Source organism: Rhodococcus sp. DMF-1 (genome assembly GCF_021441945.1).
Taxonomy (GTDB): domain Bacteria; phylum Actinomycetota; class Actinomycetes; order Mycobacteriales; family Mycobacteriaceae; genus Rhodococcus; species Rhodococcus ruber.
Window position 1 is genome coordinate 4,900,147 of the sequence record NZ_CP090442.1, and the last position, 18,029, is coordinate 4,918,175.

General features: G+C 70.3%; 17 protein-coding genes. 6 read left to right on the top strand and 11 right to left on the bottom strand.

The genetic code is table 11. The features are described 5' to 3' along the window. The first annotated feature begins 98 nt into the window (after positions 1 to 98). Positions 99 to 521: a GtrA family protein gene (locus tag LZP97_RS22415; RefSeq protein ID WP_048774123.1), complete on the top strand. Its 423-nt coding sequence runs from the start codon at positions 99 to 101 to the stop codon at positions 519 to 521. A 66-nt stretch (positions 522 to 587) separates the two neighbouring features. On the opposite strand, the gene LZP97_RS22420 is transcribed toward LZP97_RS22415, so the two are convergent. From LZP97_RS22420 to rfbA, 3 genes are read right to left on the bottom strand one after another with little or no spacing between them, the layout of a single operon-like run. Further along, positions 588 to 1,073, bottom strand: a complete 486-nt coding sequence (locus tag LZP97_RS22420; protein ID WP_048774125.1) for a GtrA family protein — start codon at positions 1,071 to 1,073, stop codon at positions 588 to 590. Continuing rightward, positions 1,070 to 1,657, bottom strand: coding sequence for a dTDP-4-dehydrorhamnose 3,5-epimerase (rfbC, locus tag LZP97_RS22425; protein WP_010596169.1), 588 nt, complete (start codon positions 1,655 to 1,657; stop codon positions 1,070 to 1,072). Before rfbC ends, LZP97_RS22420 begins: the two co-directional genes overlap by 4 nt. Positions 1,658 to 1,659: 2 nt before the next feature. Further along, the gene (gene rfbA / locus LZP97_RS22430) at positions 1,660 to 2,532 is read right to left on the bottom strand and encodes a glucose-1-phosphate thymidylyltransferase RfbA (RefSeq protein ID WP_010596168.1); all 873 of its coding nucleotides are present in this window, start codon (positions 2,530 to 2,532) and stop codon (positions 1,660 to 1,662) included. Positions 2,533 to 2,596: 64 nt separating this feature from the next. On the opposite strand from rfbA, the gene rfbB reads away from it, so the two are divergent. Beyond that, the gene (gene rfbB, locus LZP97_RS22435) at positions 2,597 to 3,613 is read left to right on the top strand and encodes a dTDP-glucose 4,6-dehydratase (RefSeq protein WP_010596167.1); all 1,017 of its coding nucleotides are present in this window, start codon (positions 2,597 to 2,599) and stop codon (positions 3,611 to 3,613) included. Here the strand turns inward: rfbB and LZP97_RS22440 are convergent. Next, the gene (locus tag LZP97_RS22440) at positions 3,571 to 4,539 is read right to left on the bottom strand and encodes an NAD-dependent epimerase/dehydratase family protein (RefSeq protein WP_040270473.1); all 969 of its coding nucleotides are present in this window, start codon (positions 4,537 to 4,539) and stop codon (positions 3,571 to 3,573) included. The two genes, rfbB and LZP97_RS22440, sit on opposite strands and share 43 nt — an antisense overlap. Before the next feature lie 2 nt (positions 4,540 to 4,541). Beyond that, on the bottom strand, positions 4,542 to 5,543 hold the full coding sequence (locus LZP97_RS22445; protein WP_010596165.1) for a glycosyltransferase: 1,002 nt from the start codon (positions 5,541 to 5,543) through the stop codon (positions 4,542 to 4,544). Between the two features lie 160 nt (positions 5,544 to 5,703). Between LZP97_RS22445 and LZP97_RS22450 the strand changes: the two genes are divergently transcribed. Continuing rightward, positions 5,704 to 6,543: a glycosyltransferase family 2 protein gene (locus LZP97_RS22450; RefSeq protein ID WP_026138069.1), complete on the top strand. Its 840-nt coding sequence runs from the start codon at positions 5,704 to 5,706 to the stop codon at positions 6,541 to 6,543. Between the two features lie 47 nt (positions 6,544 to 6,590). Here LZP97_RS22450 and LZP97_RS22455 read toward each other — a convergent pair whose 3' ends face one another. Then, positions 6,591 to 8,831 (bottom strand): hypothetical protein, encoded by a 2,241-nt coding sequence (locus LZP97_RS22455; protein WP_234574916.1) that lies wholly within the window; start codon positions 8,829 to 8,831, stop codon positions 6,591 to 6,593. A 179-nt stretch (positions 8,832 to 9,010) separates the two neighbouring features. On the opposite strand from LZP97_RS22455, the gene LZP97_RS22460 reads away from it, so the two are divergent. Both LZP97_RS22460 and LZP97_RS22465 read left to right on the top strand, forming a co-directional pair. Further along, on the top strand, positions 9,011 to 10,912 hold the full coding sequence (locus LZP97_RS22460) for a glycosyltransferase (protein WP_040270478.1): 1,902 nt from the start codon (positions 9,011 to 9,013) through the stop codon (positions 10,910 to 10,912). Between the two features lie 3 nt (positions 10,913 to 10,915). Beyond that, the gene (locus tag LZP97_RS22465) at positions 10,916 to 12,427 is read left to right on the top strand and encodes a glycosyltransferase family 39 protein (protein WP_010596160.1); all 1,512 of its coding nucleotides are present in this window, start codon (positions 10,916 to 10,918) and stop codon (positions 12,425 to 12,427) included. Between the two features lie 3 nt (positions 12,428 to 12,430). Here LZP97_RS22465 and LZP97_RS22470 read toward each other — a convergent pair whose 3' ends face one another. From LZP97_RS22470 to LZP97_RS22490, 5 genes are all read right to left on the bottom strand, one after another. Then, a complete protein-coding gene (locus LZP97_RS22470) occupies positions 12,431 to 13,285 on the bottom strand; it encodes a TylF/MycF/NovP-related O-methyltransferase (protein ID WP_010596159.1) in 855 nt (284 codons plus the stop codon). Between the two features lie 131 nt (positions 13,286 to 13,416). Next, positions 13,417 to 14,316, bottom strand: coding sequence for a galactofuranosyltransferase GlfT1 (glfT1, locus tag LZP97_RS22475; protein WP_040270479.1), 900 nt, complete (start codon positions 14,314 to 14,316; stop codon positions 13,417 to 13,419). Continuing rightward, the gene (gene wzt, locus LZP97_RS22480; protein WP_010596157.1) at positions 14,313 to 15,137 is read right to left on the bottom strand and encodes a galactan export ABC transporter ATP-binding subunit Wzt/RfbE; all 825 of its coding nucleotides are present in this window, start codon (positions 15,135 to 15,137) and stop codon (positions 14,313 to 14,315) included. Before wzt ends, glfT1 begins: the two co-directional genes overlap by 4 nt. 12 nt (positions 15,138 to 15,149) lie before the next feature. Continuing rightward, the gene (gene wzm / locus LZP97_RS22485) at positions 15,150 to 16,025 is read right to left on the bottom strand and encodes a galactan export ABC transporter permease subunit Wzm/RfbD (protein WP_026138070.1); all 876 of its coding nucleotides are present in this window, start codon (positions 16,023 to 16,025) and stop codon (positions 15,150 to 15,152) included. Between the two features lie 38 nt (positions 16,026 to 16,063). Continuing rightward, the gene (locus LZP97_RS22490) at positions 16,064 to 16,651 is read right to left on the bottom strand and encodes a bacterial proteasome activator family protein (protein ID WP_010596155.1); all 588 of its coding nucleotides are present in this window, start codon (positions 16,649 to 16,651) and stop codon (positions 16,064 to 16,066) included. Positions 16,652 to 16,807: 156 nt separating this feature from the next. Here LZP97_RS22490 and LZP97_RS22495 point away from each other — a divergent pair, with 156 nt between their 5' ends. Beyond that, positions 16,808 to 18,016 (top strand): cysteine desulfurase-like protein, encoded by a 1,209-nt coding sequence (locus LZP97_RS22495; protein WP_017682062.1) that lies wholly within the window; start codon positions 16,808 to 16,810, stop codon positions 18,014 to 18,016. The last annotated feature ends 13 nt before the right edge of the window (positions 18,017 to 18,029 follow it).

Here is an 18,029-nt window from a genome sequence, read left to right on the forward strand (position 1 = left end):
GGGGACGCGGGCCCCGCTCGCATAGGCTGTCGCCCGTGTCCGAGCATCCGCAGCACCCGCACTGGCAGACGCAACCGGAGCATCACGCCCCCTTGCCGGTGGAGATCCCCGTCACCGACAGCACCGCGGACGAGGCGCTCGACCTGAAGACGCAGATCGTGCGGTTCGTCCTCACCGGCGGGCTGTCCGCGATCGTGGACTTCGGCCTCTACGTGCTGCTGCTCGCCGTGGGGCTGCACGTCAACGTCGCGAAGTCGCTGTCGTTCGTCGCCGGCACCACCACCGCGTACCTGATCAACCGGCGCTGGACCTTCAGGGCGGAACCGAGCCGGGTCCGGTTCGTCGCGGTGGTGATCCTGTACGCGATCACCTACGCCGTCCAGGTCGGCATCAACTACGTGTTGTACGACGCGCTGCCCGACGAGTGGTGGCGCGTGCCGCTGGCGTTCGTCGTCGCGCAGGGCACGGCCACCGTCATCAACTTCGTGGTGCAGCGCGCCGTGATCTTCCGCCTGCGCTGAGCCGTGGGGCGAGCGAATGTCTCGCTCGTCTCCGGGGCGGTACGGACCGTTCGCTCGGGGCGGCGGTCATCCGCGCTCGGCGCGACGGAAGGAGAAGTCCCGGTAGCCGAAGAAGCTCGCCGTCGCGGTCACGACGGTGATCACGATCTGCGACGGAATCGGCGGGAACCCGAGCACCGAGACGGCCACGGTCATGAGGGCGAGGTTCAGCAGGAATGCGCTCAGGTTGACCGTCACGAACCGCCACAGGTCGCGCAGGAAGTGACCGCGCACCCGGAACACCAGATAGCGGTAGGTGGAGAAGGCGCACAGCACGTTCGAGGCGTAACCCGCCACGATCGCGAAGTGGTAGCCGAGGGTGTCGCCGACGGCGAGCTGCCACACGATGAACCACGCGGTGCCCAGTGCGGTGTTGAACGCCCCCACCAGCAGGAACGCCACCGCCTGGTTATTGAACAGGCGCATGAGCGGACCCGGCGCCCCCGTCATCCCGCCGGGCGCGCCGGCGGGCTCGGTGGCGGGATCGGGGGCGGACACCGGCTGCGCGCTCACCCGAGGTACCGCGGCAGCGACCCGGCGGCGACGACGTCGGCCAGCGACGGTGCGGCCTTGTCCTTGGCGGAGAGTTCGTAGTGCAGGGGTGTGCCGTCGCGGCCGGTGGTGGGCCAGTCGATGCCGATCTGCGGGTCGAGGGGGTCGATCTCGTGTTCGCGGTCGGGGTTGTAGGTGGTCGAGCACAGGTAGACGACGGTGGAGCCGTCGGCGAGGGAGCAGAAGGCGTGGCCGAGGCCGTCGGGGAGGTAGATGGCGCGGCGGTCGACGTCGTCGAGCAGGACCGCGTCCCACTGTCCGAAGGTGGGGGAGCCGACGCGCAGGTCGACGGCGACGTCGAGGACCGCGCCGGCGACGCAGGTGACGTACTTGGCCTGCCCGGGCGGGACGTCGGCGTAGTGGATGCCGCGCAGCACCCCGGCGGCGGAGACCGAGCAGTTGGCCTGGGCCAGGTCGAGCGGGCGGCCGGCGGCGTCGGCGAAGGTGGGTTGTTTGAACCATTCGTAGAACACGCCGCGGTCGTCGCCGAACTGGCGGGGGGTGATCTCGAAGGCGCCGGGGATCTTCAGTTCGCGGTAGTGCACCGTCAGTGTCCTTCCCGGTCGAGCAGGTCGAGCAGGTAGCTGCCGTAGCCGGATTTGACCAGCGGCGCGGCCAGGGCACGCAGCTCGTCGTCGGTGATGAAGCCGCGCCGCCACGCGACCTCCTCGGGGGCGCCGATCTTCAGGCCCTGGCGTTGTTCGATGGTACGGACGTAGTTGCAGGCGTCGAGCAGCGAGTCGAAGGTGCCGGTGTCGAGCCAGGCGGTGCCGCGGGGGAGGACTTCGACCTGGAGGCGGCCGGCCTCGAGGTAGGTGCGGTTGATGTCGGTGATCTCGTATTCGCCGCGGTCCGACGGGCGCAGGTCGCGGGCGATGGCGACGACGTCGTTGTCGTAGAAGTACAGTCCGGGCACCGCGAAGTTCGACTTGGGGGTGGCGGGTTTCTCCTCGAGCGACAGAGCTCGGCCGTCGGAGTCGAATTCGATCACGCCGTAGGCGCTGGGGTCGGACACCCGGTAGGCGAACACCGCCCCGCCGTCGAGGTCGGCGAACCGGGTGAGCTGGGTGCCCAGGCGCGGACCGTAGAAGATGTTGTCCCCGAGGACCAGGGCGACGCTGCCGTCGCCGATGTGCTCGGCGCCGAGGACGAACGCCTGGGCGAGACCGTTCGGTTCCGGCTGCACCCGGTAGGTCAGGTTCACCCCGTATCGCGACCCGTCGCCGAGCAGCCGATGGAACTGCGGAGCGTCCTCGGCGGTGGTGATGATCAGGATGTCGCGGATCCCGGCGAGCATGAGCGTCGACAGCGGGTAGTAGATCATCGGCTTGTCGTAGACCGGCACCAGCTGCTTGCTCACTCCCAGGGTGATCGGATGCAGTCGGGACCCGGTGCCGCCGGCGAGAATGATTCCGCGCATGACGGGCAGTCTCCCATCCGGGGTGGACGCGGACCAACGACCGCACCGCCGGTAGGGTTGCCGCATGCGGTTGCTCGTCACCGGCGGTGCCGGTTTCATCGGTGCGAACTTCGTGCATCGGACCGTCGCCGACCGCCCCGAGGCGCAGGTGACGGTGCTCGACAAGCTCACCTACGCCGGCAACCTCGCCTCCCTCGACCCGGTCGCCGAGCAGGTCCGCTTCGTCCGCGGCGACGTGGCCGACGCCGACCTGGTGGACGAGCTGGTGGCCGAGTCGGATCTGGTGGTGCACTTCGCCGCCGAATCGCACAACGACAACTCCCTGGCCGATCCGTCGCCGTTCGTGCAGACCAACCTGATGGGCACGTTCACCCTGCTCGAGGCGGTGCGCCGGCATGCGGTGCGCTACCACCACATCTCCACCGACGAGGTGTACGGCGATCTCGACCTCGACGATCCGGCGCGGTTCACCGAGGCCACCGCCTACAACCCGTCGAGCCCGTACTCCTCGACCAAGGCCGGCTCGGATCTGCTGGTGCGGGCGTGGGTGCGCTCGTTCGGGGTGGCGGCGACGATCTCGAACTGCTCGAACAACTACGGGCCGTACCAGCACGTGGAGAAGTTCATCCCGCGGCAGATCACCAACGTCCTCGACGGGGTGCGGCCCAGGCTGTACGGCACCGGGGCGAACGTGCGGGACTGGATCCACGTCGACGACCACAACCGGGCGGTGTGGACGATCATCGACAAGGGCGAGATCGGGCAGACCTACCTGATCGGCGCGGACGGGGAGACCGACAACCGCACCGTCGTCGAGACCGTCCTCGAGCTGTGCGGCAGGGACCGCACCGACTTCGACTTCGTCACCGACCGGCCCGGCCACGACCTGCGCTACGCGATCGACGCGACCCGGCTGCGCACCGAACTCGGCTGGCAGCCCCGCTACCGGGACTTCCGGGAGGGGCTGGCCGCGACGATCGAGTGGTACCGCACCCACGAGCACTGGTGGCGACCCCAGAAGGACGCGACCGAACAGGCCTACGCCCGATCCGGCGAGCGCACACTCGGCCGAGCCGACTGACCCATCGAGCGCCGGGTCGCCTCCAGCGTCGCGGCGATGCCGGCCGGCAGCGGCCGATGGCTGCGACGGTCCAGCTCCGGCCACACCACGGACCGTAACCGCAGGTCCCGGCCCTGCACCGACGCGAGCGGCGACGACGCCAGCACGACGTTGGGGCGACGGCGGAAGACGGTCCGGCAGGCGCCCAGGATCGCGCCGATCGTCACCGACCGGCCCGACGCGAAGATCTTGGTGCTCACCTGGCCCGGGTCGGTCTCCGCCCGGGCCAGGGCGTCGGCCACCATCTCGGCCGCGTCGGAGACGAACAGGTAGTCCCGCAGAGTGTCCATCGAGACGTAGATCGAGACCGGCGTCCCCGTGAGATACCCGCGGCACAGGTGGGAGACGAGACCCTGCGGTTTGGCGAGATTCTGGCCCGGCCCGTACAGGTTCGCGAAGCGCCCGATCACGGCGGTCGCGCCCGTCTCACGCGCGAAATCCGTGACGACGGTCTCGGCGGCCAGCTTGGCGTGTCCGTACAGACCGAGCGGGGCCGTGGGACTGTACTCGGAGTGCGGGGCGCCCGGCGCGGCCGCGTACACCCCGCCTGCCGACGACGCGTGGAACACCGTCCCCCGTTCGGCGCTGCCGCCGCCCGCGTGCGCGAGTCCGTCGAGCACGTCGCGCAGCAGGGCATTCTCGGCCGCGAAGGCCTCCGACGTCGTGCCGTTCACGCCGGCACCGGCACACCACGCGACCCGCCACGGCCCGCCCCCGGCGCCGCGGACGAACCGGTCCGCATCGGCCAGCAGCACGGTGCGGGCCTGTTCCGGCTCGTCCCACGGCACCACACTCGTCGTCACCGGGACGTCGCGGCGACGCAGCTCCCGGGTCACCCACGAACCGAGCAGCCCGCCGCTTCCGACGACCCACGTCGGCGCCGGCACGGTTACCCGCTCCGGAAGGATTCGAGGTCGGGATACCGCTGGGTGCGGCCCAGCGGGCCGGAGTCGGGATCGCTGACGATCAGGTACGGCGGTTTGCCCATCGCCGTCTTCACCGCCACCCCGACGTACTCGGCGATGACCCCGAGGGAGAACAGGACGGCACCGAATCCCAGCAGCAGGATGACCGTCGTCGAAGCCCAGCCCTGCACCGGGAAGCGGTTGCCGAGGAACAGGTAGGACACCAGCACCCACGCCGCCCACAGGAGACCGCCGACGGCCAGGACCACGCCCAGCAGGCTCACCATCCGCAGGCCCTTGGTGCCGCTCGACAGCACCATCCGCCAGAAGTGCGACAGCAGGGTGCGCAGCCGGTAGCCGGACGCCCGTCCCTGCTCCTCGCGCAGTGCGACCGGGCTGGTGCTCACCTTCCCCGCGATCCACCCCAGCGCGACGTCGAGATAGGCCTCCGAACCCGCGTAGGCGGCGAGGGACCGTCCCACCTCGCCCAGCACCAGGCGGAAGCTCTGGTAGTCGGGGCTGTCGGAGACGGACAGCACCCGGGCCAGGAACCATTTGGATCCCCTGGAGGCCACGTTCCGCAGCGCGCCGTGCGGTGCCGCGTTCGTCGGCTTCGCGTACACGACCGTCGCACCCTCGTCGAGCGCGGTGTCGAGCAGACCGCCGATGGCGGCCGGGTCGTGCTGGCCGTCCTCGTCGAGGGTGACGATCCACTCGCCGCCGCTCGACGCCATGCCCGCGAGCGTCGCCGGATGCTGGCCGAAGTTCCGGCTGAGCCACACCCCGGCGACGAACGGGTACTTCGCGGACAGTTCCCGGATGACGCGGGCCGAGTCGTCGGGGCCGTTGTCGTGGACGAGCAGGACCTCCTCGACCACCATGGGACGGCCGCCGGGGGTCAGGGTGACCTCGGTCCACGGAAGGATCTGCTCGAGCAGCTCACCCAGGGTGTGTTCGCCCTGGTAGACCGGTACGACGATCGACACGCGGTGTGGCGTGCCCGTCCCCGCCCCGTCGTCGCTGCTCACAAGTCGGGAGTGTATACGCCGGGCGGGGCTGTTTTCGGGTGCGGTCCGTGCCGATGTACGGTGACGCCGTCCACCGGCCCGCCCCGCGCCGGCCCCTTCGAGAACGGGATGAGCAGCAGTGACGAGGCCGAAACTCTCCGTCGTGATTCCGGCCTACAACAATGCGCCGTACATCGAGGCGACGGTCGAGTCCGTGCTCGGGCAGGACTTCGGGGATTTCGAGCTGATCGTCGCCGACCACAGTTCCACCGACGGCACCGCCGACCTGCTCGGCAAGTACGCCGGCGACCGGCGCGTGACCCTGTTGTCGACCCCGGCGGGCGGTGGTGCGCCCCGGAACTGGCAGCGCGTGACGGCCGAGGCCACCGGCGAGTACGTCAAGCTGGTGTGCGGCGACGACCTGCTCTATCCGGGTGCCCTCGCCGCCCAGGTGGCGGCCCTGGATGCGCACCCGTCGGCGGTGGCGGTGGCGTCGCGGCGCGACATCCTCGACGCGCGCGGCACGAAGATGATCGGCGGCCGCGGGCTCCAGGGACTGTCGGGCCTCGTGCCGGGTGAGGAGGCGATCCGGCGCACCGTGCGGCTGGGCACCAACGTCTTCGGTGAGCCGATGTGCGTGACGATGCGGCGCGACGCTCTCGAACGGGCCGGCGGATGGGACGGTCGCTTCCCCTACCTCATCGACATGGCCTCCTACACGAAGGTGCTGTTCCACGGCGATCTGTATGCCCTCCGGCAGGTCGTCGGCGGGTTCCGCGTCAGTGCCGGTCAGTGGAGCGTGGCGCTCGTCGCCGATCAGGCCCGGCAGGCGAAGGCCTACCACCGGTGGGTGGCCGGACAACTGCCCGGCGGGCTCCGGGCGGCCGATGTGTGGCAGGGAAATCGTCGCGCCGAACTCGCCGCGCTTCAGCGGCGGGTGTTCTACACCGTCTTCCGGTCGCGGCTCAGCCCCCCGTAGTTACAGCGGACCGTAGTGTCAGTCGACCGTGTCAGTCGACCGTGGTCTCAGCCCACCGTGGCGGGCGCCACGGGCAGCGCGGTCTCGTCCGGATGTTCCCGCCGGGTCTTCCGCCGGTCTCGCAGGTACAGCAGTTGCATGGTCGCGGCACCGGCGAGACCGAGGCCCAGTCCGGCGAATCCGGCCCCCTGTCCCGGCGGGGTCCAGCTCACGACGAGTTCCCCCGCGTCGGTGCCGGCGGGGATGTCCACCGCGAGGAACATCTCGTCCACCGACCGCGGATCCAGCGGCCGGCCGTCCAGCGTGACCGCGTAGCCGGGCCAGTTCAGCCGGGCGAAGACGACGCGTCCGCCGTCCGCCGAATCGACGCGGACCCGGCTCGTCGCGTAGTCCTCGGCCACCGTGGTCGCGGTGACTCCCTCGGTGAAGGAGATGCGTCCGTTCCCGCCGCTGACCGGTCCGCCGATCCGTTCGAGGATCACCGCGTCCACGGCGTCCGCGGACCCGGGCGGCGACTGCACCCACCGCCAGCCGGGCGGCGCCGGCTCCGAGCCGGCGTCCGGATACTGCCGGCGCTGCAGCACGACCCGATCCACGAGCATCAGGTCCACGTACGTGCGATCGGTACTCGGCTCGGTGGCGAAGGCAGCGGCGAACGCGTCCGCACAGCTCGAACCGTCGTGCCGCATGCACAGGTGGAAGGCGAACTCCTCGAAGCCGATGGGGGTGTAGGCGTTGACGTAGGTCTCGTCGAGGGACTTGGCGAAGTTGCCGAACACCAGGGAGCGGTAGACGCCCTCCGGGTTCGCCGTCCACGGCAGCACCAGTTCGCGGTCGGCGAGTTGCAGCGTGGTGCCCGGCCGGTCCGGGAAGTTCGCCTTCGCGACCGACTGCCGGGCGGGCAGATTCCACGCGAGCGGATGCGGTGTCGTCGACGCCACCTGGAAGTACACGACGGGCAGTGCCGAGAGCAGCAGGAGCGTCGCGACCGTCCGCTCACCGGCGCGGAGCGCGGCCCACAGGACGACGGCCCCGACGAGGAGGACGGCACCCGCCCACAGCAGGTGACGATTCATGAACTCGGGGGACGAGGATCCGGAACGCAGCGTCATCAACAGCACGAGTGTGGCCGCCGCGCCCGCGCGGACCCGGATCCCGCGGAGTGTGCCGTGGCGGCTGAGCAGCACGCACACCACCACGAGCGTCGCGAGAGCGAACATCGGCAGCAGCCGCGCCGGCCAGCGCAGCGGCCCCATCACGCTGGGTCCCGCGGTCGCCATCAGCATGGCGACGAGGAAGATCAGCGCGCCTGCCAGGCTGCGCACGGACCGGTTCACGGTCTTCCAGTCCACGAAGGCGAGAGCCGGGACGACGAACCAGGCGATGTAGGTGACGGGGAACGGCTGCACCTCCCCGAACCAGGCTTCGATGCCCGGCAGTGCCGAGGGGATGCCGGAATTGAGGGTGTCCGACCAGGGGGCCGCGAGGAAGTTGTCGTTCTGGAAACCCTGATCGGAGCGCCACGTGACGGAGCTGGACAGCACCCCGGGCAGATAGGTGATCAGCCCGCCCGCGGCGGCACAGACTGCGACGACCGCCAGTCGCAGCGACGGCCGCCACGAGTTCCGATGGATCCGTTCGCCGATCATGAGGCAGCCGGTGAGGATCCCGGCCACCAGGGCGGGAAAGACGTAGCCGACGCTGATCGCGAGGTACAGGAACACGAACGCCGGCAGGGGGCCGGAGCGGCCGCGCAGGTAGCGCAGTGAACTCGCCCACGCCTGGGCCACCCAGGCGGATCCGGTGAGGGCCGTGACCCAGGTGGCCTGGTCGTAGAAGAGCGCGAACCCGGTGAAGGGGACCGCGGCGCCGGCCACCGCCGCCCACGGGGCGCGAGCACCGTACTCCAGGCAGATCCGGTACACCCCCAGCGCCAGCACGACGGTGAACGCCCACTTCACGCCCGTCGCGAGCAGCACCATGTTGTCGACCGAGGGTGCGATCAGGTTGACGAGCAGCTGCGGCGGATTCCAGAGGCCGCCCTGTCCCTCGACCGGGTAGTTCCCGGCCATCCACTGTTCGGGCACGAGACTCGGCAGCTGTCCCGTCCGCAGGATCCGGCCGAGGAAGAGCCAGTTCGGCACCGCACCGGATTCGGTGTCGTCGGTGTAGAACCACCGATCGTCGGCCGTCAGGATCACCAGGTAGGTGAGCGTCACCGTCGCCGCCACCACCGTGCCCCAGAGCCAGCGCTGCCGCCGCGTCGCGGGCTCGACGGCGGACGTCACATGTGCTCCAGAGGTCGGGAGGGGGCTGGCAGAGGCCAAGGATAACGGGGGTGTGCCCGGGACCGGCCGGGCGGGCGCACAGCGGATCCGCGGCAAGGTCGGCCGGTCCGCGGCCCGTTGGTAGCCTGGGACGAGTTGTGTCCTGGGGGGCAGCAAGGTTCCGAAAGGTGTTTCGACGGATGGACAAGGCCGAATTCGCTGCGATCGAACCGACGGGAGGGGTCGGCACCGCGGCCGACGGTTCGTCCGTCCCGGAGCGCCCTGCAGCCCGGCAGACCGCGCAGCGCGCGCTGTTCGCGGGACCGTCTCCGCTGGTCAGTGACGACATGTACGTCACCGTCAAGGGGACTGTGGACCGGGAGCGGACCCGGGTGCGCCTCGGCCGCCGGAGCCGTATCGAAACGGACACCTACTTCGGCAGGTTCCCCGCCAGCTACTGGCAGCGCTGGACCGCGGTCACCGAGGTCGCGTTCGTCGCCGAGGTCGACGGAGACGGCCGCCTCGAGTTGGTCGCCACCGACGCCCGCGGTCGGCGACGGATCGTCGCCACGACAACCGTGTCGTCCCACGGCACGCCCACGTCGGTGACGGTGTCCACGCCCATCGACCGGTTCGTCGACGGCGGTGCCCTGTTCGCGCGGATCTCGACCGGCTCCGGCGAGCTGACCGTCGCGAACGCCCGGTGGACGGTGCCGGCTCCGGAGACGCTGCGGCCTGCGGCAGTGGTCATCTGCACCTTCAACCGCGCCGACGACTGCGCGGCGACGCTGGCCGCGATGGCGGACGACCCGATCGCGCTGGCCGACGTGCAGTCGGTGTACGTGATCGATCAGGGCAACGACCGCGTCGAGACCCGGGAGGAGTTCCGGCGCGTCGCATCCGAGCTCGGCGACAAGCTCGTCTACATCACGCAGCCCAACCTGGGCGGCGCCGGCGGATTCACCCGCGGTCTGTACGAGGTCACCGGGTCGGCGCGGAATCCCGGCGCCAACATCGTCTTCATGGACGACGACGTCCTGTGCGAACCGGAGGCCGTGGTCCGGCTCAACATGTTCGCGAACTGCACCGTCGAGCCCGCCATCGTCGGCGCGCAGATGCTCTACCTGCTGCACCCCGACCGGGTCCACGTCGGCGCCGAGGTCGCCGACCTGCAGCGTCTCCAGGCCGGCCTCGAGGTGAAGAACGCGCTCGCGGACAAGAGCACGCTGAAGAAGCAGCAGGACATCCGGGTCGACGCCGGCTACAACGGATGGTGGTCCTGCCTGATCCCGTCCGAGGTCGTCGACAAGGTCGGCTACCCGCTGCCCCTGTTCTTCCAGTGGGACGACATCGAGTACGGCTACCGCTCGCGGGCGAACGGCGTCGCGACCGTCACGCTACCCGGCGCCGCGGTGTGGCACGCGGACTTCGCGTGGAAGGACTGGGACGAGTGGCATCGCTACTTCAACCTCCGCAACGCCATGATCACCGCCGCACTGCACACCGAACTCGACGGCAAGGCACTCGCCAAGCAGTTGCGGACGGACCTGTTCCGCTACCTCGTCTCGATGCAGTACGGCATGGCGTTCACCCTGATCAAGGCCGTCGAGGACTTCCTGCGCGGACCCGAATTCCTGCACGACGGCGGCATGGAGGCCGCGGCCGCCATCCGGCGTGAGCGCGCGGAATACGGGGAGACCATCCGCCACAACGCGAACAACGTGCCGGGTCTGCGTCCGGCCGACATGTTCATCACCCCGGCCGGCCCGCACCCGCGCAAGAGCCTCGAGTGGGCGGTGCTGGCCAAACGCGCCCTCAACCAGTGGCGGGGCCGCCTCCCCGCCCATCCGGTCGCGGTCCCGTCGTCGGACGCGCACTGGTGGCACGTCTCGCTGTTCTCGCATGCCGTCGTCACCGACGCCTCCCAGGAGGGCGTCCGCGTGCGCAGGCGGGACAAGAAGCGGGCCGTCGCGCTGCTCCGGCGCGGTATGCGTGCGCTGCAGGCCCTGAAGCAGGAAACCCCCGCGGTGTCCCTGCGGTACCGCGAGGCCGCGCCGCAGCTGACCAGCCGGGAGAATTGGGCCCGCCTGTACGGGCGATAGCGGATGGCCGATCGGACCACGGCGTGCGCGCGGGATGCCGTCCTCGTCGCACTGCTGGGTTCGATCGTCGCAGCGTGGGGGTCGTGGCGGCCCTCCTTCTGGTACGACGAGCTGGCCACCCTCTCGGTGGCCCAGCGCTCCCGCGCCGACCTGGACCGAGTGCTCGGCAACGTCGACGTCGTCCACGGCCTGTACTACGTGGCGATGCGGTACTGGTTCGCCGTCTTCGGGGCCTCGGAGTTCTCGGCGCGGGTGCCGAGCATCCTGGCCGTGGGTGCCGCGGCCGGCGGCGTGGTGGTGCTGGCGTGCATGCTCGCGGACCGGCGTCTCGGCGTGCTCGCGGGTGTCGTCTTCCTGCTGCTGCCCCGTGTGACGTGGGCTGCGGTCGAGGCCCGCAGCTACGCCCCGTCCGCGGCCGTCGCCGTGTGGCTGACCGTGCTGCTGCTCGTGGCGTGCGAGTCGGGCCGGCTCCGATGGTGGCTGCTGTACGCCGCCGTGCTCGCGCTGTCGGTGGTGCTGTTCCTGTACACGATTGCGCTGGTGCCGGCGCACCTGATCACCCTGGCGTGGCGGGGTGACCTGCGGCGCCGCGGACCGGCGTGGGCGGCGGCGGTGGTGGCGGGCTCGGCGGCGGCGAGCCCGCTCGTGCTCGAGGCGTTCGCCCAGGCGGGGCAGACGTCGTGGATTCGGCCCCTCGACCGGAATCTGCCGCGGATCGTGTGGGAGTATCAGTGGTTCGTGGGCGCCCCCTGGTTCGCGGCGGCGTTCACGGTGTTGCTCGTCGCGGGAACCGTCGCGGCGGTGCGGCGACGCACGCCGGTGCGGCGACACGGCGTTCTCGCGGTGGCCGTTCCGTGGATCGTGCTGCCGATGGCGATGCTCGTGACGTACTCGCTCGTCGCGACCCCGGTCTACCTGGACCGGTACCTGACCTTCACGACGCCCGCGGTCGCGCTGGTCGGTGCGGCCGCCGTCGCGGCGGTGGCCGTGCGGACGTGGGCGACGGTCGGTGTCACCGGTGCACTGGTGCTGCTGACCGTGCCGTCCTTCGTCGCACAGCGCTCCGCATGGTCCGACCCCAGCGGCATGGATTTCAGCACGGTCAACCACGATGTCGCCGACCGGCTCGAGCCCGGTGACTGTGTGCTGTTCGGTGGAGCCGCGTGGAACCCGGCGTCGCAGCGGCTGGTGATCACGGCCCGGCCGGAGACCTTCGCGGGCACCCGTGATCCGGGGCTGGGACGGACCGCAGCCGCCGAGGGCTGGCTGTGGGACGAGAACCTCCCGTTCCAGGCGGTCGCGGGGCAGCTGTCCACGTGCGACGTGGTGTGGTTCTTCGCCGACGCCGAGCGGACGGTCGAACAGCGGATCTACCACACGTCGAATCAGTGGTGGACGCTCCCACCGCACCGGTTCGAGACGACCCCGGAGTACGCCGGGCTCGTGGAAGCCGGTTTCCGGATCGACGAGCGCCGACAGTACAACGTCAGTCAGGCGATCCGTTTCGTGCGCTGAGAGTCACCGCAGCTGCACGACGACCTGCTCGTTGTCGGCCGTGTAGGCGAGGTACTCGAACGCGACGCCGGTGCGCGCGACGAACTCGGTCCACGCCCGGTACTCGTGCTGCTGCCAGCCGGGATAGTTGAAGAACTCGTCGAACACCAGCACGCTGCCGGGCACCAGGCGGTCTTCGAGCAGGTCGAGCACCGTCGTGGTGGACGAGTACAGGTCGGCGTCGAGATGGACGAACGCGACGTCGCCGGGATGCGCGGCGAGGAAGCCGGGCAGGGTGTCGGCGAACAGACCGGGCACCAGCTCGGCGCCGGGCACCTCCGGCGGGGCGTCCTGCGCGAACTCCCCGGCCGGGAATCCGCTGCGCCACGTCTCCGGCAGCCCGGTGAAGACGTCGAACCCGAACACCGGGTGCTTCGCGCCCAGCACATCGGCGACGATCCGCAAGGTGGTGCCCGACGCGACGCCGAACTCGAGTGCCAGGCCGGGCCGGGACACCCGGTCGAGCGCGAACCGCAGGGTGTCGTGCGGGGTGTCGAGGACGGCGGCGGTGGGCATGTTCGCGACGGCGAACGCCGCTGCGGTGTCGGTGGCGGCGTGGTCCATCGCGTAGCGCAGGTCGCGGCGCTGCCGGTGCTCGAGGTCGGCGACGCGTTCTCGCAGCAGGCCCACCTCGGACCGGGTCCGCGCGAGTTCTGCCAGCACCTGCCGCAACTCCGCGGTGGTCGCGGTCAGTTCGGCCAGCACACGGTCGTGGTGGTTCTCCTGCAGCTCGCGGGCGCGTCGCGCCGAGAGGTCGACGACCTCGGCGACGGCCCGCTGCAGCTTGCCCCGGGTCATCGCCCGCCACCGACCCAGCATCGCGCCCTCCCGTGCCGCCCGAGATCTTGCCCCGAACCTAGACAGCGCGAGAACCGGGCGCAATCGCGCCTTCCCACCGGCCGAATGTCACATCGCGTCGGTTCCATCGACGCAATGTGACATTGGGCCCCTCACGCGGGCCGGTCGAACCGCTCCTGCCGGCCCAGCTTGCGCAGCCGTACCCACTCGCGCAGCCCCTGCGGGTCGCGGCGGGTGACGAGGAAGTACCAGCCGAACCGCACCCACTCCTGCGGCAGCAACCGGCGCAGGCCGGGCTGGGAGAGCAGGTAGCCGCGGTTGCGGTAGGTGAAGAACCGCTTGGTGTCGTTGTCCGGGTACTGGGTGTGCATCCGGCCGCCGAGGATCGGCTTGAACTCGTCGGCGCCGTTGGGGTGCAGATAGGCGGTGCGCAGGCAGGTGCCGAACGGCAGACCCGAGCGGACCAGGCGACGGTGCACCTCCACCTCGTCGCCCCGCACGAACAGCCGCAGGTCCGGCACGCCCACCGCGTCGATCGCGGCGGCGGTGAACAGGGCGCCGTTGAACAGCGACGCGATGCCCGGCAGCAGATCATCGGTTTCGACGTCGCCGAGTTCGCTGCGGTGACGCCGCCACGCCACGCCCCGGCGCAACGGGAACGCGAGACGGTCGGGGTCGTCGATGTCGCACACCACCGGCGACACCTCCGCCAGGCCGTGCCGCTGCGCGCAGTCGAGCAGTGTCGCGAGGACGTCGGGGCCCTCGGGACGGCCGTCGTCGTCGGCCAGCCACACCCGGTCCGCGCCGAGCGACAGCGCGTACAGCATCCCCAGCGCGAAGCCGCCGGCGCCGCCGAGGTTGTGCTTGGACCCGAGGTAGCTGGTCGGCAGCGGGCAGGACTCGACGAGCTCACGCACCGCCGCCTCGTCGGCGTTGTCGACGACCACCAGGTGGTCGAGCGGCCGCGTCTGGGCGCTCAGGACCTTCAGGGACTGCGCCAGCTGTTCGCGCCGCCGGTGGGTGACGACCACGCCGACGATGCGTTCACTCACGCCGAGCGCTCCTGCGGCAGACCCTGCTCGCGTTCCAGCTCGGCGATGACGTGGTGCACGTGATCGGCCGCGTCGTCGCCCTCGTAGGCGCGCACGACCTCCTCGATGCCGCCTTCCATGCGGATCCGGCCGTGGTCGATCCACAGCGCACGGTCGCACAGCTGCGCGAGGAACTCGTTGGAGTGGCTGGCGAAGACGAGGATGCCGGAGCGCTCGACGAGCTTCTGCAGGCGCACCCGGGCCTTCTTCATGAACTCGGCGTCGACCGCGCCGATGCCTTCGTCGAGCAGCAGGATCTCGGGGTCGATGCTGGTGACGACACCCATCGCGACGCGGACACGCATGCCGGTGGAGTACGTGCGCAGCGGCATGTTCAGGTACTCGCCGAGCTCGGTGAACTCGGCGATCTCGTCCATCTTGGCGAGCATCTGCTTGCGGGTCTGACCGAGGAACAACCCGCGGATGATGATGTTCTCGTAGCCGGAGATCTCCGGGTCCATGCCCACACCGAGGTCGAACACCGGCGCGACGCGGCCCCGGATCCGGGCGCTGCCGCGGGTGGGCTCGTAGATCCCCGCGAGCAGCCGCAGCAGCGTGGACTTGCCGGCGCCGTTGTGGCCGACGAGGCCGATGCGGTCGCCTTCCTTCAGCGACATGGTGATGTCGCGCAGCGCCTCCACCACCACCACGTCGGAGTTGTTGCGGCCGATCGAGCCGCCCGCCTTGCCGAGGAACGCCTTCTTCAGCGACCGGGTCTTCGCGTCGAAGATCGGGAAGTCGACGCACGCTCCGCGCGTCTCGATGCTCACATGTTCGGTCATATCGACGGCCCCTCAGACCCAGTAGGGCACGCGTGCCCGGTACTTACGCAGTGCCAGCAGCGCCAGTGCCCAGCCGACCACGGTGATCGCCAGCACGATGTACCAGTGGTAGGCCTGCTGATCCTGGCCGATCATCGGCGCCCGGATGATGTCGAGATAGTGGAACAGCGGGTTGATCTCGGCCAGCTTGACGCGCTTGGCGGCCTCCCCGCCCTGCGCTTCGAGGCTCTGCGTGGTCCACATGATCGGGGTGAGGACGAACAGCAGCAGCGTGAGGCTGGACAGGATCGGCGCGATGTCGCGGTAGCGGGTGGCGAAGATGCCGAACACGATCGACACCCACACGGCATTGAGCACGATCAGGACCAGCGCCGGAATCGCTGCGAGCGACGTCCACGTCAGGTCCCGCCACACCCCGAAGGCGACGACCATGATCACGTAGATCACCAGGTTGTGGGCGAAGAACAGCAACTGCCGCCACACGAGCCGGTAGATGTGCACGCTCAGCGCCGACGGCAACTGTTTGATCAGGCCCTCGTTGGCGATGAACACCTCCGAGCCCTCCAGGATGGAGGCGCTGATCATGTTCCACACGATCAGCCCGACCGTGACGTACGGCAGGAACTCGTCGAGCGGAATATCCAGCAGCGCGGCATACAGGATGCCGATGGCGGTGGCCTGGACACCGGTGGCGATCGTGATCCAGAACGGGCCGATCACCGAGCGCCGGTAGCGCTGCTTGATGTCCTGCCAGGCCAGGCTGAGCCACAGCTCGCGCTGGGCGAAGCCGTCGCGCAGATCCTTCAGGCCGCGCCGGAAGGTCTGCGAATCCGACACCACCGGGGAGTCCGCGGCGGTGGGCTCGGGATCGAGGGCAGAAGCTGACACGAGGTTCGAGCCTACCGGGGATCGGGTCCGGGCCGGCGTTACAGGTACTGCCCGGTACCGGGTGCACCCGGACCGGGGCCGTGCCGCTCGTCGGGACGCGGTCCGCCCCCGAGCATGCCGGGCGGCAGTGCACCCTGACGCATCTGCTCGAGCTGCGCCCGCGCCGCCATCTGCTGCGCGAACAGCGCCGTCTGGATCCCGTGGAACAAGCCTTCGAGCCATCCGACGAGCTGAGCGTGCGCGATCCGCAACTCCGCGTCGGAGGGCACCTCGTCCTGACCGAACGGCAGCGCGAGCCGTTCGAGCTCCTCGCGCAGCTCCGGCGCCAGGCCCTCGCCGAGTTCCTGGATGGAGGACTGGTGGATCTCCCGCAGACGGGCACGGCTCGCATCGTCGAGCGGCGCGGCGCGGACCTCCTCGAGCAGCTGCTTGATCATCGTGCCGATCCGCATGACCTTCGCCGGCTGCTCGACCATGTCGGCGAGCGACTCGCCGTCGTCCGGCTTCTCCTGAGGCTCTGCGGGCGACTCTCGCGGATCACCGGAGGCGGTCCCGTCGCGCGGGACCGGGACGGGTCGGCCGTCGGGCCCGATCACGAGGACGTGCTCATTCTCCGAATGCGTCATGGTTCCATCTTGTCCTCTCGCCGCTGCCCCTGCCGAGTCAGGTTCCCGATACGAGAGGTTTCGCCCCACATTCCGCCCGTCGACGTGCACCTGCGGAGGGCAGGCAGGACCGACGTGGACGACATCCGATTGACACCGGGATTTAGAGTGTCACGCATGGCTTACGACGTTGCCCGGATCCGGGGGTTGATTCCCTCGCTCGGCGACGGTTGGATCCATCTCGATCCCCAGGCCGGAATGCAGATTCCCGACGCGGTCTCCCGAGCGGTGTCGACGGCATTCCGCAACGCCGCGGCGTCCCCGGCGGGCCGGCACACCTCGAACCGCCGGAGCGCGTCGCTGCTGCAGGCGGCGCGGGTCGCCGTGGCCGATCTCGTCGGCGGGGACCCGGCCGGTGTGGTGCTCGGACCGGATCGGGCGGTCCTGCTGGCCTGGCTCGCGGAGTCGCTCAGCTCCCGGCTCGGGCTCGGCACCGGGCTCGTGCTGTCCCGGCTGGACGACGAGGCGAACGTGGCGCCGTGGTTGCGCGTCGCGAGCCGGTACGGCGCGCAGGTGCGGTGGGCCGAGGTCGAGATCGAGACGTGCGAGCTGCCGAGCTGGCAGTTCGAGGAACTGATCACCCCGACGACGCGGCTCGTCGCGCTGACCGCGGCATCGTCGCTGGTGGGGTCCGCGCCGGACGTGCGCGTCGCCGCCGACCGGGTCCACGAGGTCGGGGGACTCATGGTGGTCGACGCGGCGGGGGCCGCGCCCTACGCGCACGTCGACATCCACGAGCTCGGCGCCGACGTGCTCGCCCTCGACGCCTCCGCCTGGGGAGGACCGCAGGTCGGCGCCCTGGTGTTCCGTGACCCGGCGCAGCTCGACCGGATCCCCGCGGTCTCCCTGGATCCGCACGCCCGCGGTCCGGAGCGGCTCGAAGTCGGCGGCCACCAGTTCGCGATGCTCGCCGGGCTCGTCACGTCCGTCGACTTCCTCGCGGCCCTCGACGACGAGGCGACGGGTACGCGGCGGGAGCGCCTCGAGACGTCGATCAGCTCGCTCCAGGGCTACCAGGACCAGCTCTTCGAGCGGCTGATGCGCCTGCTGGACAACCTGCCCGACGTGATGGTGATCGGTCGTGCGTCGAGCCGGGTCCCGACGTTGAGCTTCACCGTCGCGGGGGTGCCGGCCGAGAAGATCGCCGCGCATCTCGCCGACCGTCGCATCGCGTCCGTCGCGGTCAGCCGCGGCACGAGTCGTTTGCTCGACTCGCTCGGCGTCAGCGACGAGGGCGGCGCGGTGACCGTCGGACTGGCCCCGTACACCACCCGCTACGAGCTCGACCAGCTCGTGCGCGAACTGCGCAACCTCACCGCCCCCTGATCCGGCGGACCGG